The sequence below is a fragment of the Nocardia sp. NPDC058499 genome, assembly GCF_042719915.1.
In the GTDB taxonomy this organism is placed as follows: Bacteria; Actinomycetota; Actinomycetes; order Mycobacteriales; family Mycobacteriaceae; genus Nocardia.
In genome coordinates this window covers 542151-568048 of the sequence record NZ_JBHXMZ010000002.1, presented here as the reverse complement: position 1 = coordinate 568048, position 25898 = coordinate 542151, and the positions used below count along the sequence as shown (strand labels likewise).

Annotated in this window: 19 protein-coding genes, 1 tRNA gene and 1 pseudogene; 10 read left to right on the top strand and 11 right to left on the bottom strand. The window is 67.6% G+C overall.

Going from position 1 to position 25898, the window contains the following annotated elements; all coding sequences use genetic code 11:
* The first annotated feature begins 9 nt into the window (after positions 1-9).
* Positions 10-873, top strand: a complete 864-nt coding sequence (locus ACFWPH_RS07780; protein WP_378748805.1) for a hypothetical protein — start codon at positions 10-12, stop codon at positions 871-873.
* Between the two features lie 107 nt (positions 874-980).
* Positions 981-2300 carry an ABC1 kinase family protein gene (locus ACFWPH_RS07775; RefSeq protein ID WP_378749429.1) on the top strand — a complete coding sequence of 440 codons (1320 nt, stop codon included), beginning with the start codon at positions 981-983 and terminating at the stop codon, positions 2298-2300.
* Positions 2301-2435: 135 nt separating this feature from the next.
* Here ACFWPH_RS07775 and ACFWPH_RS07770 read toward each other — a convergent pair whose 3' ends face one another.
* Together ACFWPH_RS07770 and ACFWPH_RS07765 are read right to left on the bottom strand one after the other, a co-directional pair.
* On the bottom strand, positions 2436-2717 hold the full coding sequence (locus ACFWPH_RS07770; RefSeq protein WP_378749427.1) for a WhiB family transcriptional regulator: 282 nt from the start codon (positions 2715-2717) through the stop codon (positions 2436-2438).
* Between the two features lie 658 nt (positions 2718-3375).
* Positions 3376-5505 (bottom strand): ATP-dependent DNA helicase UvrD2, encoded by a 2130-nt coding sequence (locus ACFWPH_RS07765; RefSeq protein WP_378748804.1) that lies wholly within the window; start codon positions 5503-5505, stop codon positions 3376-3378.
* Positions 5506-6139: 634 nt separating this feature from the next.
* Here ACFWPH_RS07765 and ACFWPH_RS07760 point away from each other — a divergent pair.
* Both ACFWPH_RS07760 and ACFWPH_RS07755 read left to right on the top strand, forming a co-directional pair.
* A complete protein-coding gene (locus tag ACFWPH_RS07760; RefSeq protein WP_033243570.1) occupies positions 6140-6370 on the top strand; it encodes a mycoredoxin in 231 nt (76 codons plus the stop codon).
* Positions 6371-6465: 95 nt separating this feature from the next.
* Entirely contained in the window at positions 6466-7491 is a 1026-nt protein-coding gene (locus ACFWPH_RS07755) for a PDZ domain-containing protein (protein ID WP_378748803.1), read from the top strand.
* A 19-nt stretch (positions 7492-7510) separates the two neighbouring features.
* Here the strand turns inward: ACFWPH_RS07755 and ACFWPH_RS07750 are convergent, their stop codons facing one another.
* A complete protein-coding gene (locus tag ACFWPH_RS07750; RefSeq protein WP_378748802.1) occupies positions 7511-8104 on the bottom strand; it encodes a PPA1309 family protein in 594 nt (197 codons plus the stop codon).
* A 180-nt stretch (positions 8105-8284) separates the two neighbouring features.
* Between ACFWPH_RS07750 and ACFWPH_RS07745 the strand changes: the two genes are divergently transcribed.
* Positions 8285-11281 (top strand): UPF0182 family protein, encoded by a 2997-nt coding sequence (locus ACFWPH_RS07745; RefSeq protein ID WP_378748801.1) that lies wholly within the window; start codon positions 8285-8287, stop codon positions 11279-11281.
* A gap of 117 nt (positions 11282-11398) precedes the next feature.
* On the opposite strand, the pseudogene ACFWPH_RS07740 reads toward ACFWPH_RS07745, so the two are convergent.
* A pseudogene (locus tag ACFWPH_RS07740) lies at positions 11399-11731 on the bottom strand (transglycosylase family protein); the annotation flags it as partial.
* 537 nt (positions 11732-12268) lie between these two features.
* Here ACFWPH_RS07740 and ACFWPH_RS07735 point away from each other — a divergent pair.
* Positions 12269-12342 (top strand) — tRNA-Met (locus tag ACFWPH_RS07735).
* Between the two features lie 668 nt (positions 12343-13010).
* Positions 13011-13448, top strand: a complete 438-nt coding sequence (locus ACFWPH_RS07730; RefSeq protein ID WP_378748800.1) for a nitroreductase/quinone reductase family protein — start codon at positions 13011-13013, stop codon at positions 13446-13448.
* 137 nt (positions 13449-13585) lie between these two features.
* Here ACFWPH_RS07730 and ACFWPH_RS07725 read toward each other — a convergent pair whose 3' ends face one another.
* The gene (locus tag ACFWPH_RS07725) at positions 13586-13768 is read right to left on the bottom strand and encodes a hypothetical protein (RefSeq protein WP_156052248.1); all 183 of its coding nucleotides are present in this window, start codon (positions 13766-13768) and stop codon (positions 13586-13588) included.
* Positions 13769-14271: 503 nt separating this feature from the next.
* Between ACFWPH_RS07725 and ACFWPH_RS07720 the strand changes: the two genes are divergently transcribed.
* Positions 14272-15000, top strand: a complete 729-nt coding sequence (locus ACFWPH_RS07720) for a TetR/AcrR family transcriptional regulator (RefSeq protein ID WP_378748799.1) — start codon at positions 14272-14274, stop codon at positions 14998-15000.
* Positions 15001-15048: 48 nt separating this feature from the next.
* On the opposite strand, the gene ACFWPH_RS07715 is transcribed toward ACFWPH_RS07720, so the two are convergent.
* Positions 15049-16050: a diiron oxygenase gene (locus tag ACFWPH_RS07715; RefSeq protein WP_378748798.1), complete on the bottom strand. Its 1002-nt coding sequence runs from the start codon at positions 16048-16050 to the stop codon at positions 15049-15051.
* A 318-nt stretch (positions 16051-16368) separates the two neighbouring features.
* Complete coding sequence (locus ACFWPH_RS07710) at positions 16369-17178, bottom strand: nuclear transport factor 2 family protein (protein WP_378748797.1); 810 nt, start codon at positions 17176-17178, stop codon at positions 16369-16371.
* A 156-nt stretch (positions 17179-17334) separates the two neighbouring features.
* On the opposite strand from ACFWPH_RS07710, the gene ACFWPH_RS07705 reads away from it, so the two are divergent.
* Complete coding sequence (locus ACFWPH_RS07705) at positions 17335-18129, top strand: DUF6319 family protein (RefSeq protein ID WP_378748796.1); 795 nt, start codon at positions 17335-17337, stop codon at positions 18127-18129.
* Between the two features lie 67 nt (positions 18130-18196).
* Here the strand turns inward: ACFWPH_RS07705 and ACFWPH_RS07700 are convergent, their stop codons facing one another.
* Positions 18197-19714: a diguanylate cyclase domain-containing protein gene (locus tag ACFWPH_RS07700; RefSeq protein WP_378748795.1), complete on the bottom strand. Its 1518-nt coding sequence runs from the start codon at positions 19712-19714 to the stop codon at positions 18197-18199.
* Positions 19715-20011: 297 nt separating this feature from the next.
* Between ACFWPH_RS07700 and galK the strand changes: the two genes are divergently transcribed.
* Positions 20012-21157, top strand: a complete 1146-nt coding sequence (gene galK / locus ACFWPH_RS07695; protein ID WP_378748794.1) for a galactokinase — start codon at positions 20012-20014, stop codon at positions 21155-21157.
* A gap of 349 nt (positions 21158-21506) precedes the next feature.
* On the opposite strand, the gene ACFWPH_RS07690 is transcribed toward galK, so the two are convergent.
* From ACFWPH_RS07690 to ACFWPH_RS07680, 3 genes are all read right to left on the bottom strand, one after another.
* Positions 21507-22952 carry a PepSY-associated TM helix domain-containing protein gene (locus ACFWPH_RS07690; RefSeq protein WP_378748793.1) on the bottom strand — a complete coding sequence of 482 codons (1446 nt, stop codon included), beginning with the start codon at positions 22950-22952 and terminating at the stop codon, positions 21507-21509.
* Between the two features lie 166 nt (positions 22953-23118).
* Positions 23119-23673 (bottom strand): hypothetical protein, encoded by a 555-nt coding sequence (locus ACFWPH_RS07685; RefSeq protein ID WP_378748792.1) that lies wholly within the window; start codon positions 23671-23673, stop codon positions 23119-23121.
* A 518-nt stretch (positions 23674-24191) separates the two neighbouring features.
* Complete coding sequence (locus ACFWPH_RS07680; protein WP_378748791.1) at positions 24192-25838, bottom strand: acyl-CoA synthetase; 1647 nt, start codon at positions 25836-25838, stop codon at positions 24192-24194.
* Positions 25839-25898: the final 60 nt, after the last annotated feature.

Below are 25898 nucleotides of genomic sequence, written 5' to 3'. Positions count from 1 at the left end.
ACTTCGGGCATGACGACGCTTCGGCCGCGCGGCCCGCTCCTGCATCCCCGGGTACCGATCCTGGTGCGCTCGACCGGCCAGGTCCAGCTGGGCTGGGATCCCGAGACCGCCGTACTGTGTGAGGCTCCGGGGCTGGAGACTCAGCAGGTTCTGGGATTCCTCCGCCTCCTCGACGGACTGAACAGCCGGCCGGCGATCGTCTGGCGAGCGCGTTCGTTCGGTCTCGAGCCTCGGCACGCGACAGCGTTGTTCGAGGTGATCGACGCGGCAGGCCTGGTGGTCCATCCCTCCTGCCCCGCAGGTTGTGTCCGAACCATCCGTGTCCACGGGACAGGCCCGCTCGCCGACGCGATCGGTTCCGGCCTGTGTGCGCTCGGTATCCGGCCGTCCCGCTCCCGCGACCGGAGCGGCCGGCTGCCCGGCCCGGTCGCGCCGGCGGATCTGGTGGTACTGGCCGATGCGCTGATTCCCGATCCGTTTCTGGTCCGGGAGCTGTCCCGTGCCCGCATCGCGCATTTGGTGGTCCGGTTGCGCGACGGTAAAGGACTCGTCGGCCCGCTGGTTCTGCCCGGGCTCACCAGCTGCCTGCGCTGCGCTGATCTCGCCCGAGTCGATCGCGATGCCGAATGGCCGCGATTGGCCGCTCAGTTGCTCGGCCGGACGGGGCATGCGAGTCCCGCCGGAATCGCCGCCGTGGCCGCGCTGGCGCTCGGCGAACTCGAGACGATTCTCGCTTGTGACCCGGCTTCCCCACCGGAGACGCTGAACCGCACATTGGAGCTCGATCTCGGCGCCCGCCGGCTGCACCGTCGTCCGTGGACACCGCACGAACGATGTGGCTGCCTGGTAACGCAAAACAGCGGTGCGCTGTGATGACACTCACACTTGTGGTCGCTGTGGTAATTCTCTTCGGTTTTCCGTGGCAGATCCGCCGGTCCGTCGGCCATGATGGGGGAGTGTCTGAGATCGTGCGCCGGCCCATGTCCCGCAATGCGAAGTTAGCCAAGATTCCGCTCGGTGTGGCGGGTCGTGCCGCGGTCGGTTTCGGCCGCAAGCTTGCGGGTGGCGATCGCAAGGAGATCAACACCGAGATGAACCAGAAGGCGGCCGAACAGCTGTTCGCCGTGCTCGGTGAGCTCAAGGGCGGCGCGATGAAATTCGGTCAGGCGCTGAGTGTGATGGAGGCCGCGGTTCCCGAGGAGTTCGGTGAGCACTATCGCGAGGCCCTCACCAAACTGCAGGCCGCGGCCCCGCCGATGCCCGCGGCCACCGTGCACCGCGTCCTCGATCAGCAACTCGGCACCGACTGGCGGAAACGTTTCGAATCGTTCGACGACACCCCGGCCGCTTCGGCCAGTATCGGCCAGGTGCACAAGGCGGTGTGGTCGGACGGCCGCCAGGTCGCGGTGAAGGTCCAGTACCCCGGCGCGGACGAGGCGCTGCGCGCGGATCTGCGGACGCTGAACCGGATGACGGGCCTGTTCGCGAAGGTCATCCCCGGTGCCGATGTGAAACCGCTGCTCGCCGAGATCAACGAACGTACCGAGGAAGAGCTGGACTACCGCAACGAGGCCGCGAATCAGCGAGCCTTCAGCAAGGCCTACGACGGACATCCGGAATTCGTGGTGCCGAAGGTGGTCGCGAGCGCGCCGAAGGTCATCGTCAGCGAATGGCTCGACGGCACATCGGTTTCCGCCATCATCGCCGCGGGCGAAGCCGATCCCGAGGGTACTCGCGTCCTGCGTAACCGGGTCGCCGGACTGATGGGCCGATTCCACTTCTCCTCGCCCGAAATCGTCGGGCTGCTGCACGCGGACCCGCATCCGGGCAATTTCATGATCACCCCCGAGGGCAAGCTCGCGGTGATCGACTACGGCGCCTGCGCCCCGCTGCCGGGTGGTTTCCCCGAGCTCCTGGGGCGGATACTCGCGCTGGCGGTGGCCGAGGAGTACGGCCGGCTCACCGAGCTACTGCACGCCAACGGCTGGGTGCTGCCCGGTAGAACCCTCACCGAGCAGGAGATCGAGGAGTATCTGCGCCCGTTCACCGATCCGATCCGCTCCGAATCGTTCCATTTCACCCGCCGCTGGATGCAGCGGGTGGCGGGTAAGGCCACCGACTATTCCTCGCCGGAGATGAAAACCGCGCGGGCCATGGTGCTGCCCGCCGAATACGTGATGATCTTCCGGGTGCTGGGTGGATCGATCGGTATCTGTGCCCAGCTCGATGCCGAGGTGCCCTTCATGCAGCTGGCCTCCCGCTGGCTTCCCGGGTTCCGCGAGGAACGCGACAGCGCCTGAAAACCTTTGGAGGCCAACGTGTGCCCGCCTCCGGGAAGTGCACCCAGAACGCGAACGAGCCGCTCATCGGCGAAGCGATGAGCGGCTCGTTTCCGGTATCGGCGCGAATCCGCGGGCGGGTGTCCGCCGTCGCGGTCAGACACAGCCGGCGACCTTACGCGGCCGGCCCCGCGGGCGCTTGCGGGCGATGACGACCCCCTGATCGAAGATCTCCCCGCCCCAGACACCCCACGGCTCCCGCCGATCCATTGCGGCATTCAGGCAGCCCTTACGGATCGGGCAGGACGCGCACAGCGCCTTGGCCTGCTCCAACTGGACCGGGCTCTCGGCGAACCACAGATCCGGATCACCCGCTCGGCAAGGCAGGGTGGTCAGCGGCTGAGTTTCGGGATCGGCTGCCACGGTGCGACACGCCACATCAGTAGCGGCCTGCGGCCAACTCTGGGTGGTGGTGACCACGTCGTTCTCCTTCAGCTTGTTGTGCAGCGGTTCGGTGTTTCTGCTGCGAAACCGCTGCCTTGTGGGCTGAAGGCCAGATAAAAATGGCCACGGTTTCGCATATGCGACCCGTGGCCAGGAGGTTCGGGGTGTTACCCCGGACCTGGTCGGCGGTGGGGCCGCCTGTTCACGGTCGCGTGGTGTCCTTTGCGGAGGCTTTCCGCTCCCTTATCGGCCACGGCGGGTGCTGCGGCACGATCGATAGCGAGCGAGCCGGCGGCTGCGAAGGCAGCTGCCGGGTGCCAGATCGCGACGGACTGGTCCTGCTGTTCGACGAAGTTCGGCTCATGCGAATAGCGCATACGCGGCTGCGCACCGAAACGATCGATGCAGGACGGGCCGGTCCCCTGCAGAGCGAGGACCCCCCGGGAAGCAGCCGACAAGCGCGTATTCGGGATTACGGTGACGAATCCGAAATTCGTAACGCCGTTCATCTGTCTGCCTCCCTCCTGTACTCGTGATCCGAAAATTCCAATGATGCGCGTGGATGTACCCTCCCGAGCGCGATTCCCACCTTAAGCCAATCGCGCCGGGCTCGACAACCTATTTTCTACCTGCGGTTTTGCGCTCGCCTTCGCTACGGCTGCGACAGGGAACGCCGCCGGGACCTGATGATCGCAAGGACCTCGGCGCCGTACCGGCGCACCTTCGCGGCGCCGACCCCGAGCGCCGCCAGTCCCGCCTCGTCCTCGGGGAGCTGTTCGGCAATTGCGGTGAGCGTGTTCACCCCGAGGATCCCGCGCGGGTCGATCGCGAGTTCCGCCGCCTTCTCGCGGCGCCAATCCTGTAGTGCCCCCAGCAGTTCCAGATCCGGTTGGCCCGCGCAGCCTTTGCAGCGGCGCAGCAGCACGGTCTCCGAATCGAGCAGCGCCCGCCCGCAGACCCGGCAGACCGGCCGGGCGGCTTCCGCACCGGGGCGCGCAGGTGCGGCGATGCGGGATGCCGGCGATTCCTCGGGTATCAGGCCGGTGAGGAACCGGGAGCGCCGACGGCTGCGGCGATCTCCGTCACCCCGCGACAACGCCCAGGACAAACGCAGATGGCTCCGTGCCCGGGTGACCCCGACGTAGAGCAGTCGGCGTTCTTCCTCGAGCGCGGCGGGGTCGGCGACCGAACCGTCGCCGTTGAGGACATAACTGATCGGCAGTGTGCCGTCGGTCAGGCCGACGAGGAATACCGCATCCCATTCCAGCCCCTTGGCCGCGTGCAGGGAGGCCAGGGTGACGCCTTGCACAGTCGGTGGGTGGCGCGCCTCGGCGCGCGCGGCGAGTTCGCGCAGCAGCCCGGCCGGATCCAGTTCGGGCTCCTGTTCGGTGAGTTCCTCGGTGAGCCGCACCAGCGCGACCAGCGATTCCCAGCGTTGCCGGGCCTGCGCGCCGGCCGGCGCCGCGGCGGTGAGCCCGATCGGGGCCAGTGTCGCCCGGACCAGGGTGACCAGTTTCTCGCCGGTGCGCGATGCGGCGGGCAGATCGTCGCGGGCCGCGGTTTTGCGTAGTTCCTCGACCGCTTGGCGGACCTCGGGCCGCTGGAAGAATCCCTCGCCGCCGCGAACCTGGTAGGCGATGCCCTGTTCGGTCAGTGCCTGTTCGTAGGCCTCGGATTGGGCGTTGATCCGATACAGCACGGCGATCTCCGCGGCCGGGGTACCGGCGGCCAGCAGATCGGTGATCCGGTGCGCCACCGCGACGGCCTCTTCGCGCAGATCGGCGTATTCCGCGAAGGCGGGCTCCGGTCCGTCGTCGCGCTGGCCGATCAACTGCAGCCGGGTTCCGGCTATCCGGCCCTTCGCCATCCCGATCACCCGGTTGGCCAGATCGACCACCTGGGGTGTGGAGCGGTAGTCACGTTCCAGCCGGACCACTGTCGCGTCCGGATAGCGGCGGGAGAAGTCCAGGAGATACGCGGGGCTGGCGCCGGTGAACGAATAGATGGTCTGGTTGGCGTCGCCGACGACGGTGAGATCGTCCCGGTCACCCAGCCAGGCATCCAGTACGCGTTGCTGGAGGGGAGTGACGTCCTGGTATTCGTCGACGACGAAGCAGCGGTAGCGTTCCCGGAACACGTCGGCGACCGCCGGATAGTCCTCGAGCGCGGCGGCAGTGTGCAGCAGCAGATCGTCGAAATCGAGAAGCATGCCTTCCGGTGTGGTCTTCAGCGTTTCGTAGGCCGCGTAGACCTCGCCGATACGCGCCGCCGGGAAGGGGATATCGCGCTGCCGGGCGGCGGCCGCGGCCGCGTAGTCCTCGGGCGCCACCAGCGCGGATTTCGCCCATTCGATTTCGCTCAGCAGATCCTTCACGCTGTCGGTGCCCGATGCGACTCCCACCCGGTTCGCGGCCTGGGCGACCACCGGGAACTTGCGGTCGAGCAGACGCCACGGGACCTCACCCACGATCTGCGGCCAGAAGTACCGCAGCTGCCGGAGCGCCGCCGCGTGAAACGTCCGAGCCTGGACGGTATTCGCCGCCGCTCCCAGCCCCAGGCCGCGCAACCGCCCGCGGAGTTCGCCCGCGGCGCGCGCGGTGAAGGTGACTGCCAGCACCTGGTCGGCGCGGACCTGCCCGGCTGCCACGAGGTGTGCGATGCGATAGATGATGGTGCGCGTCTTACCCGTCCCGGCGCCCGCGAGTACACAGACCGGCCCCCGCGGTGCTCGGACAGCGGCGGCCTGCTCCGGATCCAGTGCGGAAAGATCGACTGCGGCCACGCACCCATTGTGCACAGGCGGCCCGGCGGGCCCCGACCCGCACGCCTCGGCCCGCACGCCCGGACTCGCCTCGACCCGCACGCCCTGGCTCAGATCGGTTCGCCCCGACTGGCTCGCCCCGACTGGCTCGCTGGGACCGGCTCGCTGGGACTGGCTCGCTGCGATCGGCTCGCCCCGACCGGCTCGGCTCGGGAATGTGAGCAGCGGTCTGCGCTGTGCAACCGTTCGGCCCGGGCGAACGTAACGGCACGACGCATATTGCGTGACGCCCGCCGTCCTCGTGTCCGGCCGGGGCGGCTGAACTTGCGTGGTGGTCGGTGATCTCGGGATGAGTACCGGCCGGTCGGCGTGCAGCCCGTCGAGTTCGCCAGGCCCAGCGCCCAGCGCTCGGGGGCGAGCGCCCGGCCAGGGATCCGACCTTCCCATCCGCCGAAGCGGACAACGCGATCTCCGGAGCGCTGTCGAGCAGTACCCGGCCACGGCGATGTGATCGACCGAGCGCGTCGGCGCTGTGGAGATTCGAGACAGCCGGGCCCTTGCGAGCCAGGGCGGGAAATCAACGGGCCCGAGCTGGAACACCGGCACCGGTGGCGGCGTTGCTCTCTGCGTGAGTGATTCGACACCCGATCTGACCATGTACTCCACCACCTGGTGCGGCTACTGCCGCCGGCTGAAGACCCAGCTGAAAGAGGCCGGGATCACCTATGTGGAGGTAGATATCGAGCAGGATCCGGCCTCGGCGGAGTTCGTGGGCAGTGTGAACAACGGCAACCATGTGGTTCCGACCGTGAAGTTCGCCGACGGCTCCACGGCCACGAACCCGTCGCTGGCCGATGTGAAGCAGGCACTCGCCCGTCAGGCGTGACCAGCTGGGTGCCGCCCACCTGAGACAGCGCGAGCGCGGTCGGCTCGCGCGTGCCTGCGGGCGCCGGGCGGGGTCGGATCGCTAGTGTTGACCGGGTGAATCGTCGGATCATCACGCTCCTCGTCGCCCTGGTCCCCATTCTGTTGCTCGGTGTGATCGGCACTGTCTACACCGTGCCGTTCGTCGCGCTCGGACCCGGGCCCACCCATGACACGCTGGGGAAATTCGAGGGCCGCGAGGTCGTGGGGGTGACCGGCGCCGAGGTGGACCGGACCTCCGGCCAGCTGAATATGACCACGATCGCCATGCGCGACGGCCTGACCCTGTTCGAGGCGCTCGGGTTCTGGGTCAGCGGCCGGCACGGCATCGTGCCGCGGGCCGAGGTGTACCCGCCGGGGCTGACGCGCGAGGAAGTGGACAAGTCCAACGAACAGGAGTTCACGAACTCGGAGAGCAATGCCGAGGTCGCGGCGATGCGTCAGTTGAACCTCCCCACCGCGGTGCTGGTGCACCAGGTGTCCGAGGACGGTCCGTCCCGGGATGCGCTGCGCCCGGGTGACCAGATCGTGAGCGTGAACGGCACCCCCGTCTCCACCCCGCAGGATGTCGTCACCGCGGTCTCGAACAGTGCGCCGGGGACGGTGCTGTCGCTGGTCATCCGCCGCGACGGTGCCGAGCAGACGGTGAACGTCACCCTCGGTGCGCGCCCCGACGACGAGACCAAGGGATATCTGGGCCTCACTCCGACCGAGGCCGCGGCGCCGCCGATGCAGGTCGATTTCTACCTGCCCGATATCGGCGGGCCCTCCGCCGGACTGATGTTCAGCCTGGCGCTGGTCGAGAAGTTGAGCCCGGGTGATCTGGACGGTGGCACGTTCATCGCCGGCACCGGCACCATCGACGGGGACGGCAATGTCGGCCCGATCGGCGGAATCCAGTACAAGATGATGGCGGCCAGTGAAGCGGGCGCCGAAACCTTCCTGGTGCCGTCGGACAACTGCAGCGAGGCGATCCAGCGGGTGCCGGACGGGCTGCGGCTGGTCCGGGTGGAAACGCTGGCGGGCGCGGTACAGGCGCTGGAAGATCTCTCGGCGGGCGAGCAGGCCCCGAGCTGCGCCTGATCCCTGGCCCCGGCGGCGGTCAGTCGCCGGAGTCCTCCAGCGTATGGCGCAGCGCCTCGACCAGATTCGGCGCGAGGTCCGGATAGGTCCGCAGATCCAGGTCGCCGTCGTCGTCGGATTCGTCCTCGGGCCGTAATTGCAGCAGGCACAGGCTGTTTCCGGCCCGCAGCGCGGCGGCGAACAGACGGGCGTCGCGGCGTCCCGGATGGGCGTGGGCGGCGGCCCGGCCGGCCGCATCGGCGGCGTCGGCATCGGCCAGCAGCGGAGTGAGTGCGTCGTCGAGATCCGCTTCGGCGTCCGGTGGCAGGACGACGATTTCCTGGACCAGGACACACCCGGCGACCGCGGGCGGCCAACTCGTGGTGGCCAGGAATTCGTCCAGCGGCATCGTTCCGGCGGTGACCTCGTCGGGCAGCGGGTCCTGCGCCACCGGAGTCAGTTCGTTCGCGGTGTCGATCTGATCGATGAGGGTGGGCTCGGCGACCACCAGATCCGCGGTCCGCACCAGGGCGAACATCTGTGGTGCGGCGCCCCAGCCCTCGGCGTCCACGAATTCGGCGACCTCGTGGACGGAACGGGCAAGGACTATTTCGGCATGCAGGTCGTCGCTCACCGGACCATCCTCGCATCCTGCGCGGCGACACCGGCCGAACCCTGCGCTCGCCAAGATGTCCGTTTTCCGTAAAGTGGGCGCTGAAGGTCCGCACGGACCCGACCGCAACAATTCGGACTGCGGTGCAGCGGCCGGTGGCGCTACCGGTTCGCCCGCCGCCGGACCCTGGAGAGTGGCATCGTGGGCATGCGCCCCCAAGCCGGTTTACCCTCGCTGTCCCGGCGCAGCCGTCTGCTGCTGGTGGCGGCGGTAGTGCTGGCCGCACTGCTGTTGGTAGGGCCACGGCTCGTCGACACGTACACGAACTGGTTGTGGTTCGGGGAGGTCGATTTCCGTGGTGTCTACCTGACCGTTCTACTGACCAGGGTCGCGGTCTTCCTCGCGGTCGCGATCGTCGTCGGCGCGATCGTCTGGCTGGCGCTGCTGCTGGCCTACCGATCCCGGCCGGTATTCGTGCCGACCTCCGGGGCCGGTGATCCGATCGCGCGCTACCGCACGACCGTGCTGAGCAAGCTGAAGCTGTTCGGTCTCGGTATCCCGGCGCTACTGGGTGTTCTCTCGGGCCTGGTGGCGCAGTCGAACTGGGTTACCGTCCAATTGTTCCTGCACGGCGGCTCGTTCGGCCGTACCGATCCCCAGTTCGGGTTGGACGTCGGTTTCTACGCCTTCGATCTGCCGTTCTACACCATGGTGCTGAATTGGCTGTTCGTCGCCGTGGTGATCGCTTTCTTCGCAAATCTGGTGACGCACTACATCTTCGGCGGTCTGCGCCTGACCGGGCGTGAGGGCGTGCTCACCACGCCGGCGCGGGTCCAGCTCGCGGCCCTGGCCGGGACCTTCGTGTTGCTCAAGGCCGTCGCCTACTGGTTCGACCGGTATCAGCTGTTGATGAGCAGCCGTAAGGAACCCACCTTCAACGGCGGCTCGTTCACCGATATCAACGCGGTGTTGCCGGCCAAGCTGATCCTGTTGTCCATCGCGGTCATCTGTGCGATCGCGTTCTTCGCCGGGATCGTGCTGCGTGACCTGCGGGTGCCCGCGATGGCGGCGGCGCTGCTGGTGCTCTCGTCGGTGCTGGTCGGTGCGGTGTGGCCGCTGATGGTCGAGCAGTTCTCGGTGCGCCCGAACGCGGCGGAGAAGGAACGCGAGTACATCGAACGCAATATCGCCGCCACCCGGGACGCGTACGGCATTACCGACGACAAGATCGAATACGTCCCCTACAAGGGCGAGAGCAGCAAGAACCCGGTGGATGTGCCGGTCGACCATGCCACCATCGCCAACGCCCGGCTGCTCGACCCGAATATCCTGTCGCCGACATTCACCCAGTTGCGCCAGCTGAAGAACTTCTACGGGTTCCCCGAGGCACTCGATATCGACCGGTACGAGATCAACGGGCAGGTTCAGGACTACATCGTCGCGGCTCGTGAACTCTCGCCGTCCACCCTCAGCGGTAACCAGACCGACTGGATCAACAAGCACACGGTCTACACCCACGGCAACGGGTTCGTCGCCGCTCCGGCCAACCGGGTCAACCGGCCGCAGTCCGAAGATCCCAACTCGGGCGGCAGCAGCGACTCCGGATACCCGATCTTCCTGGTCAGCGATCTGTTCACACCGAAGGATCAGCAGCGGATCAAGGTCGATCAACCGCGGATCTACTACGGCGAACTGATCTCGCAGTCGGACCCGGATTACGCCATCGTGGGTTCCGAGGAGGGCCAGGAGCCCCGCGAGTACGACACCGACCGGGAACGGTTCACCTACGACGGTGCCGGTGGTGTGCCGATCGGCAACTGGTTCAACCGGGTGGCGTTCGCCGCCAAGTACGCCGAGCGCAATATCTTGTTCTCCTCGGCGATCGGCAGCGATTCGAAGATCATCTACAACCGCTCCCCCCGGGAGCGGGTACAGAAGGTCGCGCCATGGCTCACCCCGGATGGCAACGCCTATCCCGCGGTCGTGGACGGCCGGATCAAGTGGATCGTCGACGCCTACACCACGCTCGACAACTATCCCTACGCGCAGACCACATCGTTGGAGGGCGCGCTCGAGGACAGTATCGACCAGCGCACCGGCCGGTTGCTGCCCCGTAAAGAGGTCAGCTACATCCGTAATTCGGTGAAGGCGACCGTCGACGCCTATGACGGCACCGTCGAGCTCTACGAGACCGACCCCTCCGATCCGGTCCTGCAGGCCTGGCGCGGGGTGTTCCCCGACGCGGTGAACCCGGAGAGCGAGATCAGCCCCGAGCTGCGCGCGCATTTCCGTTATCCGGAGGATCTGTTCAAGGTCCAGCGCGAGATGCTCACCAAGTACCACGTGGACGATCCGCGCGAGTTCTTCACCAACAACGCGTTCTGGTCGGTGCCTGCCGATCCGACGGTGGAGGGTGTCTCGGCGAGCCAGCCGCCCTACTACGTGCTGCTGGGCGATCCGGAGACCGGTAAGCCGACGTTCAACCTGACCAGCGCGATGGTCGGCTACAACCGGCAGTTCCTGTCGTCCTATATCTCGGTGCGCTCCGATCCGGAGGGGTACGGCCAGTTCAGAATCTTGCAACTGCCGACCGATACCCAGACCCAGGGTCCGCAGCAGACGCAGAACACGATGACCACAGCGCCGCAGGTCTCGCAGGAGAAAACCCTGCTGTCCAACTCGAACAAGATCAGATACGGCAATCTGCTCACCCTGCCGATCGCCGACGGCGGGATCCTGTACGTCGAGCCGTTCTACAACGAACGCAATACCGGCCAGAACACGGCGACCTTCCCGCAGCTGCTGCGCGTGCTGGTCAGCTATCGCGACCAGGCCGGCAGTGTGAAGGTCGGGTACGGGTCGACACTTGCCGACGCGCTGAACCAGGTGCTGCCGGGTGCCGGTGCGCTGGCGACGCCGTCGGGTGGCGATCCGGCCACCCGGCCGAGTCCCGGCGACGCGCCGCCGACGGAGGAAACGGATCCGCAACCCGAGGACCAGGGCGCCGGTACCGCCGAGGGGACTGCCCCGCCGCCGGCGGCCACGGGTTCGGCAGCCCAGAGTGCCGCCGCGGCCGAACTGAACCGCAAGATCGAAGCGGTGCGCACTGCGATGCGTACCGGGAACTTCGAGGACTTCGGCCGGGCACTGGACGAGCTGGATGCCGCGGTCAAGGCATATCAGGACGCCGGGAGGTAACAACCGGCCCGGGCCCCGGGCCGGCAGATAACGCAAGAGGCGCTGCCATCCGTCAAGGATGGCAGCGCCTCTTGTTTACGCGGTGACCGGCGCTCGATCAGGCGCCGTGCGGTGTCACAGGTTCGAACCGCACACCGGCCAGGCGCCGGGGCCCTGGGTGGCGAGGACGTTCTCGGCGACGCGGATCTGCTCCTCGCGGCTGGCGTTGTGCGCCGAGCCGCTACCACCGTTGGCCTCCCAGGTGCTCTGGGAGAACTGCAGGCCGCCGTAGTAGCCGTTGCCGGTGTTGGTGGACCAGTCGCCGCCGCTCTCGCACTGGGCGACAGCGTCCCAGTTGCCCGAGTAGGCCGAAGCGGTGGCAGTGGAAAGACCGAACGGTACGGCAACGAGTGCCCCGGCGATAGCGGTCATGCCGAGGGCGCGAGTGCTGAACTTTCGGGTCTTGGTCATATGCGAATCCCTCCCTGTGCCCACCGGCAGCGCGTTGGAAGCTGCGTGCCCCTGTCCCCAGGTGTTGTGTCGGGGTTTGTTCCGAACCGTGGGACAGGGTTTCCGGTGTTCTCCGGTTCGGCCGGCCCGTCCCGGTCTGGTCGGGGCCTGGGAACGACCGTAACGAAGAAATCTCCGCAGATCACGTATCGATAACTATCAATATGTGTATTGGCGAGATCTGGGAATATATGGAAAACTGCTGGTCATAATCCGAATTTCCGCTACCCATCCGGTCGTGTGATAACACGGAAATGTGACGGGGATCACCAAAAAATCGTAATCCGTGTCACGCGTATTGCGTTCGAGACCCTGGGCAATCGATCCGCTAACACTCATTGCGGTCGGTGTGCACGAAACGGCAACGGTTCGATCGACGACTTTCGCTCTCGGGCCTGTTTCGAGGTGTCGATCGGTTCGTTGGTGAAGTCCGAAAATGCCGTTGACCTGGCGATTTGTCATTCCCGAGAAGTCGTGTGTAATGTTGTGTTCACCCAACGCGGGGTGGAGCAGCTCGGTAGCTCGCTGGGCTCATAACCCAGAGGTCGCAGGTTCAAATCCTGTCCCCGCTACTACCGGGAAGGGCCCCGGAGAGGATCTCCTCTCCGGGGCCTTCTCTTGTCTTCAGGGCGTGTCGCCCGGATGTTCCGGCCTGACAGTGCGCCGCTACGGCGGTTTCGGCGGGAGGGATGCCGTCCTTTCCCGGCCTAGGTGGGCGGTCTGGCGAACGGTCGGAAAGCCGGGAGTTGCGGCGCGCGCCGATGCTGGACCGGCTGTATATCGGGGCTTCGGCCGGCCGGGACCGTCCTCGCCACCGCTCGGTGGGTGCGGTGCAATGTGCCGCGCTTTCGGTCGGCGAGTTACGGCAAATAGCTAGCTAATCAAGTGGTGTGTGGTCTTTTCCAGTGTTGTGCGGGCTCGGTGATTCCGAATAGAGGCATCGAGAACTCGGTGAGATAAGGCATTTTCGGGTCCTCGGTAAATCGCTCCGGCGAATTGCATTCGTGTAATTCACCGCTTCGCTCCCTGGTAGGTCACGTAGCGGCAACGAACCGTAAAATGAGGCGATGGTGAACATCGCGCGGACGCAACGAGTTCGGGCGCAACGTGCGGGGCGGTCGTTGGGCAGTTGTCCTCGGGGACGCTGCGCGCGTACGTCTACACCGGCGCATGCGTTGCCGGACCGCGACCCGAACTGGTTTGCTGGTACGCGCTGCCGCCGACCGGAGGATGATCTGCCATGCCGTCGAATTTCACGCTCAGAGCCGTCAATACGGCGCACCGCGCACTGCTGCGCTTCAGCTTCGGCCGGATGGGGACCGAGTACTTCGGGATGCCGGCTCTCGAACTGATCACCATCGGCCGTAAATCCGGTCGTCCTCGTTCCGTCATGCTGACGGCGCCGGTCGTGGACGGCACCGACTACATCATCGTCGCCTCCCGCGCCGGCGACCCGACGAATCCCGCGTGGTATCACAATCTCCGGGACAACCCCGCGGTCGAGGTCGCGTTCCGCAACGGGCCCCGTAAGCCGATGACCGCTCGCGTTCTACCGCCGGAGGAGCGGGCGCCGCTGTGGCCCCGGATCGTCGCCGACTACCCGGTCTACGGTGACTATCAGAAACGGACCACACGTGAGATCCCGCTGGTGCGGCTCACCCCTCGGCTGGACGGATAGTCGACGCGCCCCCGGGGTCAGTGGCCCCGTGTGGCGCCCCGCTGACCGGACTCGGAGGTCGCGACGCCACGGCAGGGGCAGCGGCGCGAAGTCACTGGCAGGTACAGCCCTGTGCCGTCGGCCGACCGGCCGCCGGATCAGGCATTGCGAGTGAGGGACGGCGGGAACGGTTCGGGTTCGCCGGCCGGGCCCGGTGCGCCCGGATCGGCCATGATGTCACGCCACCAGGCCTCCAGCCTGCTGGGCTCGGGCCAGATCACCGGGGTGTGGTCGGTGCTGGTTTCCACGTCGTTCTCCTCGGGGCCGGTGTTGTCGGGCATCCTTGCCTCCTGTACGCGTGGTGCGCCGGCGGGTCGCCACGTGTGGGTACGCAGCTTCGATTTTCGCCGCCCCCGAAACCGGTTCGCCGGAAACTCCCGCGACCGAGCAACGTTGTGACAGCAGATCGCCGGACCCGCCCGGTACCAATGTGCCGCAATTCTAGCCTTTTTCGATGGGGCCGCGCTCAGATTTGTGCCGCTCCGATTTTCCGGATTCGAAGCGTGGCCGTGGTTCTCGATCGACCGGTAATGTGGATAAGTCTGTGCGGGAACGGGTTCGGGGATACCCGCAGGTGGTGGACAAGATCATGATCGACAAAACGACCGGTTCGTAGAAATATGGCGGGAGCATTAAGTGATCCGCGTGGGAAATATCGCATTAATGTATGTGTAAATGTTCTTTCATTTGCCGGTGCAGGATCCGGGCGCAGGTGAAATCGTCGTGAAGAACCGGCCCCGGCATGCGTGCGCCCGCGTCCGCGATGCTGAGTACACTGCCAGGCATGTCGGTGGCTTCACCGCGGTCGCGGATCCCGGGGGCGGTCAATGGGTACGAGGCGCGGTGGCAGCAGCACAACACCGAACGGCAGCGCTCGATCCTGCAGGCCGCGGTGGAACTGCTCGAGGAGAAACCGGCCGGCGCGGAGATCCCGGTACTCCAGATCGCCAAGCGGGCCGGGGTTGCCAAATCGGTCGTGTACCGGCAGTTCAGCGGGCGCGAAGATCTGGACCGGCGGATCCGGTCGTATCTGATCGACGATCTCGGCGCTGTTCTGGACGCGCAGCTGGACGTGTCCAGCGGTTCGGTGCGGGAGATCATCACCCGCACGGTGCGGGCGGTGGCCGATTGGATGGGCGATCACCCCAACCTCACTGCGTTCGCGCGTTCCGGGCCACCGGCGGGCGGGCCGGACAATGTCGATGCGATCAGCAGCCTCAAAACCCGTATCGCGGCACGGTCGCGCGAACTCATCGAGGCGATCGGCGCGATCGTGGGGGTCGATTCGGCAGCTTTGGAACCGGTGCCCTTCGCCGTGGTGACGATGGTCGAGGGAGTACTCGCCGCTTGGGTCGCCGATCCGGGGCCGGCGCGGACCCGTGCCGAAGTGGTGGCCGATCTGGCCGGCTACGCGTGGTTCGTTCTCGACGGCGCCGCTCGTGCGGTCGGTGTGGTGGTGGACCCGGACCGGGAACTGGCCGAGGTGATCGCCGGGCTCAGCGTCACCCCGTGAGTATCCGGGCCCGGACCGGAGGTGACCGGTCCGGGCCGGAGGTATCGGTCAGGCGACCGCGGGCCGGATCCGGCGTTCCGGTTCGCTGCGGTAGCGCGAACGGTCGCCGTCGATCCCCAGGGCCCGCCACAGCCGGGTGGTGACCGGGTTCATCAGCCCCAGTTCGTCGGCGAGGGTGCGCATATCGCCGAAGTAGCCGGACAGGATTCCACGGGAGTGCGGGCTACGCCAGAAGGCCTCTTTGATCACCGAGCGCGGTATATCGAATCGGCGGGCGAACTCGGGCGGGGGCGCCATGATCTCGCCGGCCAGCCAGCGCAGCGCCAGCGGGAAGGAGATCCCGCACAGTGCGGTCGAGGCCGGGCCGAGTTTCTCGATATGCGCGCGCAGAAATTCACCCGCGAACGAGATATGCCGGGCTTCCTCGGCGATATGGATCTCCATCGTCCGTACCACCAGCGGCGGCAGATCGGCGCCGTTGCGGATCATCGCCTTCTGATAGTGGTCGATCGGTTCCTCGCCGCCCAGGATGCCGAGGAAAAGGACGACATGGGCGTACCCGCCGGCCACTCCGATGAACGGGGACAGTGCCTTGAAGATCGGCCGCATCCCGGGGACATCGTCGCCGATCCGGTTCACCAGCTCCTGGAACATCTGGATGTGATTGCACTCTTCGGTCATCTCGTGCAGGCAGTAGCGGAACTCCGGCGAGCCGTTGGGCAGTTTCGCGATGTACTGCATCATGCCGCGGATCAGCACGGTTTCGAAGGCCGCACCCACCTTGATGGCGTTGGCGATACGCCAGCGCCCGATCTCGATCTGCTTCTCGACCGGCAACTGCCGATACCAGTCGGTGGCGCCGAGTGGATCGTATTCGGGGGAGAGGATCCAGCGGGGATCGTCGCGGTCGAGGGCCAGCTCGGGTGCGTCCCAATCGATATCGAGATAAGGGTCGAAGCGGCGGCGCACCGAGCCTTCCGACAGCGTTTCCAGCATCTCGCGGTACCGGGCGCCCAGCTTCGGGGCCCGGGGCAGAGTCGACGGCGTCATCGGTGCCTCCTCGTGCGTTATGGCGTACATCTCTCTATCGAAATTTACCGGGACTTGGAGTCTCAGTAAATAGCCGAGGGGGTTGTCGCAACAGAATCGTGCTCTGAGCTGGGCGGGTGATGTGACACCCGCTCCGGGGCCGTCGTCTCGCCACTGTCCGGCGGCAGGGGTCCGGGGCGGTGATCGTGGTTGCCGCGAGGCCCGGGCGCTCACGGATCGGGTGTCTGCAGATGCCGGGGAGGTGCCGGAGAGGCGCGGATCAGGGCTCGACACGTGTGGCCGGGCGCACCGGATATCCGGTGGATGGACTGCTCTGCGTCAGGCGACCCGGTGCGTGTGGACGCGAAGGGTGTCCAGGCGTGGGGTGGCCCGGTGGAAGTCGAAGATCAAGAGCACCGGACCGTCGGGGGTTTCACCGCTGACGGTCACCGAGCGACCTGCCGCGAGCGTTTTCCCGCAGCGCAGGCCGCGGGCCCGCGCGACCAGTTCCGCAGGAGTGATCGACTCACCCGACCACAACCGCACCGTCTCGCGGCCACCCGCCAACTCGGTGACGGTCGCCGTATCTCCCGCGGCCGCGGCCGCGCACAGCCGGTGCGCGATCTCTTTGCCGGTCCGGCCGATACCGGTACAGGCCTGGGCCATACCCATGAGCCCGGATACGCCCTGATTGCGTAGCAGCAGGCCGCCGAGGCGGGTGCCCGCCCGCAGGCCGGCGATCCCGGTTCCCATGAGCTGTCCGATCATCGGCAGCAGTTCCCAGTAGGCCGCGAGATGGGAGATGCGCAGGTCGCCGTCTTCCGCGGTGATCTCGTAACGCAGATGCATCGGAACCCGCACCCGGGCGCCGGTCGACATGGTGATCGTGATGGCGAGGTCGCGGACGACGGTTGCCGGGCCCGCGAAATCGTGGGCCACGTCGAAAACGATGTCGTTGGGGGCGATGAAGGTGTCGTAGAAGCGGGCGATCGCCGCGTGCCCGCGGTGCGGGGCGGAGCCGACGGGGTCGTTGACCACCGCGTCACGGGTGAACAGGCCCACCCAGGCGGCCCGGTCGTGTACGGCCACCGCGCGCGGCGAGGCCAGTACGGCGTCCCGTAGCTCGATGGCGGTCGGGTCGAGCGGCACGATGCCTCCTTCGGTCTCCGTTTCGCGGCCATAGTAGAACAGGTTCTACCAGGCTCGGAAGGTCTCGCCATGCCTGCGTGTGAAGATGTCGGTGCGGTGCGGCATCATCTGTGCACGCAGCTATTCGACGAAACAGTGAGATTGCCGGAGTACCCCATGCCGTCGCGAACGCCCTCGAGCGCGAAGCCGAAACCTCTGTCCGACAACGACCTCGAGCAGATCTCCACGGAGATCGAAGCGGGCCGCCCGCCGATGGTGTGGTTCACCGCCGCGGCGGTGGGGGTCACCGAAGGGCGTTCGGGCAAGGTCGTCTCGCTCGGCGACCCGGCCGACGGTGATTTCCTGCAGGTCCGCCCCACCGGGTCGAAGGATGTACTGTCCTTCGGGCCCACCGAGGTGACACTCACCAAACCACCGCGTGACCGGCCGGCGCCCGCGGCGTCGAAAGCCGCACCCGAACCGAAATCCGCACCCGAACCGAAATCCGCGCCCCAGCCGAAAACCGCCCCCGAGCCGAAGGAAGCGCCCGTGCCCTCCGCCGCGTCCCAGACCACCTCCGAGAAACGGGCCGCCGAATCCGCTGCCGCCACCGCGAGCAAACCCGCGGCCGAAGCGAAACCGGCTGCCGCGTCGCGCACTCCGGCTCCGGCCAAGGCGGCCAAAGCGCCCGCCGCGCGCAAGGCCAAGACACCGGAGGTCGTGGTCACCATCAACGGCACCGCGGACGGTGAGTGGACCGTCGATGTGACCAGCGGTAAGAAACGCACCGCGCGCGCCGCGCCGGTCGCCGGTCCGGCGGTCGCCCAGGCGGCGAAACTGCTGCACCCCGAGGTCGCCGAGGTGGTCGAAGGCCTGCTCGAAACGGTGCGTGGTGCGCAGGAAGCCAAAGTCCAGCAACTGCAGGCCGAACTGGAACAGGCCCGCAAACTGCTCGAGGAACTGACGGACTGAGCCTGCTCGCGCCCGAATCGGATTCGGACTGTACGGCGCGGTTCCCGCTGCGGTCCGAATACGGTTGTCAGACCGCTGTCTCCCGCTGCCAGCCGTGCTGGATCGGCTCGGCCGGAGTATGCCGCATGGCGTCGTGGAACATGTAGCCGAAACCCCGGCGCTTCGCCAGATACATGGCCGCATCCGCGTCGCGGATGAGATCGTAGACGGTGGCGTCGATCGTGCGCGGGCCGCCGCAGGCCAGTCCGATACTGGCGGTGAGCGGTACCTCGCCGATACTGAGCCGGAACGGTTTCATGAAGGTGCCCAGCAGACGTTCGGCCATTTTTGTCGCCTCGTCGCGATCCAGCGGTGCCAGCACGACGAATTCGTCGCCGCCGTACCGGGCCACCACATCGTCGCGGCGTACAGCGGTGCGAATCCGGTTCGCGGCCTCGGCGATCAATTCGTCGCCGACCGTATGCCCGTAACTGTCGTTGATCGCCTTGAACTCGTCCAGATCGACGAACAGCAAGCACAGCGACCGCTCGGCCCAATCCCGATGTTCGCGGTGCAGAACGCGCAGCAGCGCCGAACGGTTCAGCAGTCCGGTGAGCGGATCGTGATCGGCCTGGTACTGCGCCTGGCGTTCACTGCGGGCGCTGCGCCCGATGGCGCGTTCACTGCGGATCAGCAACCCGATCAGCAACAGTGCCAGCACCACCGACACGATGACCTGATCGAGCGGGCTGAGCGGGGCCCGGGCCACCGGTACGAGTGAGGAAACCACCAGGGCCACCGCGATAACGCTGGCGCGCTGCCGGGAATGGTGCGGGCGGGTCGGCCGCGGTGCGCTCAACGTCGTCATCGTCGGGTGCAGCGCCGCCGCGCCCACCGCCGCATAGGTACCCAGCAGCGGGAGCAGCAGCACGTCCGGATCCACCGTCAGCGTGCCCGCCGCCGCCAAGCGGTAGCCGATATCGGTGAGCAAGGCGCCCGCCACGCCGAGATGCAGTAGCCGTAGCGAGGTTTCCGACCGGCTCGAGGTGGCCAGCGAATGCGCGAGCAGGGTGAGCAGTAGCGCATCGAAAACGGGAAAGACCACCGCGGTCGGCGTATTCATGGCCGCCTCGTCGGAGTGCAGGACGGGGGCGATGAGGAAGATCCAGGACGCCAGCAGGGCACCGAGCCCGATCAGGCCCGAATCCAGTAACACATCGGGATGCGCGCGGGCCTGGCGCGGCCGCAGCCACAGCAGCCCTGCCAGCGAGGTTCCGATATATCCGGCGAGCGTGCAGATCTCGTCGAGAGGGGTGGACGCCGCCGGCGGCATTTCGCGGACAACGATACCGACGGCGAACGGGACCGCCGCGACCGCCAGCAGGTACCAGGGCAGGGCCGGAACCGACCGGTGCCGGCGTACCCCGATCACGATCGCCGCCACGGTGCCCAGCGCGGCCGAGACCGCCACCAGCAAGGACAGCACGCGGGAGTCGACAACCAGGTGAACCGTGATCGCGGCACCCGCGATCGCAGAAACTACCGCCCAGCAACGTAACCCGTGGAAACCGTACCGTCCTGCACGCTGTGGATCGCTGATGATCATCAGCCCCCCTTGTTGTCGCTCCATTCCCGGTGAAATCGAGCCGCGTCTCAGGTCGGAAATCCTTGTCTGTCGTGCTCTACCTGCCCAGCGAGCGGCGGCTGACGAAACCGAGTCTTCCTGTACGAGGGGATGTCCGAGCCGGGCGCTGTGCGTCCGGCCCCAAAACTGGACTATTGGTCCGATGATGACATGCAGTGCCGAATTTGTCGCTGTCTTGGCGCAACAACGTCGTAACGGGTGTCCCGAGTACCGGCGGCGTACCGACCGGCCGCCCGGCGCAGCTCGTACGGTGGTCCGGTGACTGAGAGCGAGGAGAGGACCGGCATACACCGCGCCTGGTCGGCGCCCGGCCGAGTCAACCTGATCGGGGAGCACACCGACTACAACGACGGGTTCGTCCTGCCGATCGCGATACCGCTGGCGGTCACCTGCCGCGGCGTACGGCACACCGACGAGCCGGTGCGGGTACGGTCCCGCCAGCGCCCGGGCGAACCGGTGCGCCTACCGGCCGCGGACCTGGCCGCCGAACGCGACCGGGTACCCGGCTGGGCGCGGTATCCCCTCGGGGTGCTGGCCGAATTCGGGCGCCGTGGGCATCGGGTCGAGGGACTGGACCTCGAATTCGACGGCGAAGTACCGGCCGGCGCCGGATTGTCGTCCTCGGCCGCCTTGTGCTGTGCCACCGCGGTGGCCGTGCGAGATCTCTGCGCGCCGGAGACCGGCGACCGGGAACTGATCGACATCGCCCGCGCCGCCGAGAACGACTACGTGGGCGCGCCCACCGGGATCCTCGACCACGCCGCCTCGATCCTGTGTACCGCAGGACATGCGCTGTTCCTGGATGTGCGTGCCTTCCAGAGCTCGGAAACCGGCGGTTTCGAACAGCTTCCGTTCGATCTGGCGGCGACCGGTCTGCGGCTGCTGGTCATCGATACCGGTCAGGCCCACGAGCACGCCGGCGGCGGATATGCCACCCGCCGGGCCGAATGCGCCGAGGCGGCGGCGGCGCTCGGGGTGGGTTCGCTGCGCGATATCGGCGGTATCGAGCAGCTCGCCGGTCTCACCGACCCCGTGCTGTACCGGCGCGCACACCATGTGGTGAGTGAGAACGAGCGGGTACGCCGGGTGGCCGCACTGCTCCGCGAAGGGGTGGACCCCCGGGCGATCGGCCCTCTGCTGAGCGAAGGACATGCCTCGCTGCGCGACGATTTCGCCGTATCCACCGAGGTCCTGGACACCGCGGTCGATACGGCGCAGGAGGCCGGGGCGCACGGATCCCGCATGGTGGGCGGTGGATTCGGCGGCAGCATCATCGCCCTGGTCGATACCGCCGACGCCGAACGGGTAGGGGAGGCGGTACGGCAGCGCCTGGCCGAAATCGGCTACGACCGTTCGAGAACCTTCGAGGCCATCGCCGGACCGGGCGCCGGACCACTCGGATGACTCCGCACAGCGGAGCCTGGCCGGGGCCCGCGGGACGCCGGCTATCCGATCCAGGACCGCTACTCCGGGCGCAGCAGTGCTCCGGTCGGGGCGCGGGCTCCGGATCGCGGTAGCCCGCCGACCCCGGGATTCAGCTTGCCGGAACCCCGCAAACCGCCGAGGCCGGCGCGGGGCCATAAGACGTGTTGGCAATCGGGGTGACAGCCGAGTTCTGCGGCCGGACCCCGAGGGAGAGTGCCGTGACCGCCCCGTATCGGCCTTGCCGGGACGCTGGGTACGAAGGCACGCGCGGGGGCCGGCCGGACGAGGCCCCGGGCCGGCCCCGGCGTGGGCGTGGGTGTCGGGTTGCTCAGTCGGCCGTACGTGGCCTCCGTACCCGGCCGACGATGATGTCGGCCACCAGGAAGCCCAGCAGGCTCACGCCGAAAACCGGCGCGAACCAGCCGATCAGCGCGGCTACGGCAAGAACCGGGACCGCGAGCCGCACGGAACGGCGAAACGCACCGCGCTGTGGCGGTTTACCCGCGGCGCGCCAGGTACCGGCGGTGGCGGGGCGGCGCTGCCACCACATGCGGTAGCCGCGCACGATCACGGTGATCAGGCCGATCACCGCCGCCAACAGCAGTAGCTGGTTGAGCAGGCCGAACATCAGGCCCATATGGAGCTGGATACCCCAGTTGGCCAGTTTGGCCATGAGATTCCACTCGGAATAGGGCAGCCGGTCGGTGATCGCGCCGGTGGCACCGTCGACCGCGACCGCGTCCACCGTGAGGGTGCCCGACCGGCGCAGTTCCTTCACGGCGAAGGCCCCCGCGTCGTCGCCGGGGACGCTGATCTCGGCGGCCTGGGTTACTCCGGCCGCGCGGGCGGAGGACAGTACGGTGTCCAGTTGTTCGATCCGCTCGGCGGGGACGGTATGCGTCATTGCGGGCCCGCTGTGATGGCCGGTATGGCCGGAGTGATCCGGGACCGGTGTATTCGGTAGCGCGGTGTCGACCGCGGGGGTGGTCCAGCTGAGGTTTTCCCGTAGCTGCTCGATATTGGCGCCCGCGTAGGTCGACCAGGTGAGTCCTGTTGCCGACAACAGGAGCAGGATCGGCAGGATCCATATGCCGACCGCGCCGTGCCAGTTCAGCCGCCGTCCGCGCGTATTCGGTGTCAGATCGGGGGCGAACAGCCAGGCGGCGGAGTTGCGCCGGCGGCGCGCCCGCACCCGCCGCACCCACAACACCAGTCCGGCCAGGGCGATCAGCCACAGCCACGAGGCCGCCAGCTCGGAGTACAGCCGGCCCGGTTCACCCAGGTGCAGGTGGCGGTGTGCCTGCGATATCCAGGCCCGGACCGGCAGCGCGCCGGAGCTGCCGTAGACCACGGATTCACCCACCGGTTGCGCGGTGACGGGGTCGACGAAGACCGCGTGACGGTCGGATTCCCCGAGAGCGGGATCGCTGAACAGCACCCGGGTTGTTTCACCTGAGGCCGGCGCGGGCGCGACCGCGACCAGGGTGAGGTCGGGGCGAGTCGCAACACCCGCGGTCACCTGCTCGGACAGTGGTCGATGCGGGCCCTCGGAATCCGTGTACAGCACGTCTCGGCCGGTAAAGGATTCGATGGTCGGGGAGATCGCGTACAGGGCTCCGGTCACCGCCGCGATCAGGAGGAACGGCCCCACGAAGAGGCCGGCGTAGAAATGCAGCCGGAGTGCGAGCGCGCGGAATGCGCCTCTGCCCGGCCTGTTCGTATTCGTCGCGGGAGCGGCGCTATCGCGCGCCGCGGCGACGTCGGTGGTACTCAAGGTTGCTACCTGCCTGTGCTGGTTCGGGCGCACCACCGGACGGTGCCGGGCGTGCGCACAGACCCCGGCGGCCGGCTACGGCACGACCGGGATGGGGAATCCGGCGCGGACAAAGGCGCAACCGTGCGGCAAGGCATGGGCGCGGCCCGCAGGCCGGAACGAGAGATCAGACCAGGGCGGTTGCGGGCGGGGCGCGGGTACCGCCGGCACCGGTGACGAGGATGCGGGGAATCAGGCGGTCGCGGTGCGTCGTACGCAGCGGCGCCGGTCCGGCGATCGCCGGGACTCGCGGAAAGAACGGGATGATCCGGGCAAGCGCCGCCGCACCGGTGCGGTAGGCGGTCTCGGCGCCCCGGACGAGCAGCGCGGCTGCCCACGCGGCCAGTACATGCGCCGCGATCATGGCGGGTGTCAGTTGCAGGTCACCGTGATGCAGATGTCCGCTGCCCCAGCCGAGACAGAAATGGCCCAGCAGCTGACCGGCCGCCAAGGCCGCGGTGAGCCCGGCCGGCCCGGTGCGGAACCCGGATACCAGCGCACCCAGTACCGCGGCGGTGGCACCGAGCAGCATGATCGCCGTACTGTCCGGGACAGCCGTCGGTGCGGCCCATCCGTGAGCGGCTACCGCCACGCTGCCCGAGATCAGTCCGGCCACCGCACCGCGGACCCGGGCGGCACCACGGCGGTCCACCGGAAGGGTGGCACCGAACCTGATCTGCACCGGCCGATGATAGCTGTGTTTTCGGCACGCCGGCGCGCACGGGGTCCGGTCCCTCGACGGGCCGACTCCTCTCAGGCCTCGCTGAACTCCGCGCCGACCTCGCATCGGTTCAGCGGGCGCCGAGGTCGGAGCCTCGGACCGGCGTCGGTGCTGCTGTTCGTCGGCTGAGCGCCGACGGGGTCCACGTCCTCGCTGCTTCGGTGCTCTGTCGGCCGCGAGGTCGGACGAGCGGCGCTACCGATCACCACCCACCCGTCGCCGGTCGGTGGAGGCCGGCGCAGGTGTATTCGCCCGGCGTGGTCGTGCTGAGCCGGAACCTGCGGCAAGGTGAGTCAGGTCCACCGGTGAGCCGGTCCGCGACCGGAATGTTGGTCGCGGAGGTCGGCGAACCGACACTGCTCGGGGCGGGGGAGCGCCGCGCCGCCGTTCGAGGAGTTCAGTGGTGGTGCGGAACCGTGCCGAGGCACGGCAAGTGGCCGGCCGTCCGGTACGGGCTCGTAGCCGCGGTCGGCCCGGCTTTACTGGTTCGATTCCAGCTCCGTCAGGGGTTTGCGGAGCAACTTACCGGTGGCATTGCGGGGGAGTTCGTCGAGGAAGATCACTTCGCGGGGGACTTTGTAGCGGGCGAGGTTCGCCTTGACGTAGTCCTTGATCTCCTGCGGGTCGCGTGCCGAATCCGGTCCGGGGACCACCACGGCCCGTAGGCGTTTACCGAATTCGTGGTCGTCCACGCCGACCACCGCGGCCTCCATGACATCGGGACGGTTGGCGATGAGATGCTCGACCTCCTGCGGGAAGACGTTCTCGCCGCCGGAGACGATCATGTCGTCGTCGCGGCCGTCGATGAACAGCAGGCCGTTACGGTCCAGATGCCCGACATCGCCGGACGACATCATCCCGTCCACCTGTTCCTTGGTGCGGCCGTCGGTATAGGCCTTGAACGCGTGCGGGTTGTCGATGAAGATCGTGCCGGTCACGCCGGGTTCGGTGATCCGCTTGCGACTCTCGTCGTACAGCGCGATCCGCACCCCGACCGGTGGCCGACCCGCGGTGGTCGGCTCGGCCCGTAGTTCTTCCGGGGTGGCGACGGTGATCACCGCGCATTCGGTGGAGCCGTACAGGTTGTACAGCACATCGCCGAAGTATTCGCCGGTGCGCACCACCACATCCGGTGGGATGGCCGAACCGGCCGCGAAGATGACCCGCAGCGAGGACACGTCGTAGCGGTCCAGGATTTCGCGCGGCTGGTCGAGCAGGCGCTGCAGCATGGTCGGTACCACGACGAGCGAATCCGCCCGGTAGCGCTCGATATTGGCGAGGGTGAGTTCGGGGTCGAAACGCCGCTGCTGGAAGATCACCCGGTTGCCCAGGCCGAGGCCGAGGCTGAACTGAGACAGTCCGGTGCCGTGGAAGATCGGGGCCGCCATCACCATGGTGCCGTTGCTGGGCAGCGGTACCCGGTCGATGAACTGGGCGGAGATGAAGGGGCTGACCTTGTCGCGCGGGGCGCCTTTCGGGGTGCCGGTGGTGCCGCTGGTCAGGATGACCGTGCCACCGGGTTTAGCGGGCGCGGTGAGCGGCGCGGTGGATTGTCCGGCGGATACCGATTCGACCGTGGGGATCGCCGGATCCGCCTGGTCGGATTCGTCGACCCAGGTCAGGATGCGCGGGATCGAGTCCGGGATCGCGCTCATCAGCTCGAAGAATTCGCTGTCGTGCAGTACGGCTTTGACCTTCTCGCGTTCGGCCACATCGGCGAACTGCGGTTTGGCGAAGCCGGTGTTCATCAGGACCGCGCGCAGCCCCAGCTTGCCGGAGGTCAGCATGCTCAGCACCATGCCGCGATGGTCGCGGGCCAGGATGGCCACGACATCACCGGCGCGCAGGCCGCGTTCGACGAGTCCGCGCGCGAAGGCGTTCGACTGCTCGTCCAGCTCGCGGAAGGTGAGTTCGCCTTTTTCGTCGGCGATCGCGGGGGAATGGGGCCGGTCCTGCACGGCATGCATCACGACTGCCGCGAACGGACCGTATTTGCCCGCATTGACCATCGACTTGACGGCGTGGTCGAGCCGCAGCGGATCGAACAGGCCGCGTTTACGCATCACGTTCACGGCCAGCGCGATATCGCCGGCCTTGCGAGCGGGGCCGGGCAGCGACAATGTCATCGGCGACAACCTTCCGGGGCGCAACCGCCGGACCGGCGGCCTACCTGTTCGAGCTCCAGT

Excerpts from the sequence above, each read along its gene's own strand:
- ACFWPH_RS07715 (WP_378748798.1), bottom strand. The coding sequence starts at position 16,050 with ATGACGCCGTCGACTCTGCCCCGGGCCCCGAAGCTGGGCGCCCGGTAC.
- ACFWPH_RS07780 (WP_378748805.1), top strand. The coding sequence starts at position 10 with ATGACGACGCTTCGGCCGCGCGGCCCGCTCCTGCATCCCCGGGTACCG.
- ACFWPH_RS07775 (WP_378749429.1), top strand. The coding sequence starts at position 981 with ATGTCCCGCAATGCGAAGTTAGCCAAGATTCCGCTCGGTGTGGCGGGT.
- ACFWPH_RS07760 (WP_033243570.1), top strand. The coding sequence starts at position 6,140 with ATGTACTCCACCACCTGGTGCGGCTACTGCCGCCGGCTGAAGACCCAG.
- ACFWPH_RS07720 (WP_378748799.1), top strand. The coding sequence starts at position 14,272 with ATGTCGGTGGCTTCACCGCGGTCGCGGATCCCGGGGGCGGTCAATGGG.
- ACFWPH_RS07705 (WP_378748796.1), top strand. The coding sequence starts at position 17,335 with ATGCCGTCGCGAACGCCCTCGAGCGCGAAGCCGAAACCTCTGTCCGAC.
- ACFWPH_RS07730 (WP_378748800.1), top strand. The coding sequence starts at position 13,011 with ATGCCGTCGAATTTCACGCTCAGAGCCGTCAATACGGCGCACCGCGCA.
- ACFWPH_RS07725 (WP_156052248.1), bottom strand. The coding sequence starts at position 13,768 with ATGCCCGACAACACCGGCCCCGAGGAGAACGACGTGGAAACCAGCACC.
- ACFWPH_RS07680 (WP_378748791.1), bottom strand. The coding sequence starts at position 25,838 with ATGACATTGTCGCTGCCCGGCCCCGCTCGCAAGGCCGGCGATATCGCG.
- ACFWPH_RS07700 (WP_378748795.1), bottom strand. The coding sequence starts at position 19,714 with ATGATCATCAGCGATCCACAGCGTGCAGGACGGTACGGTTTCCACGGG.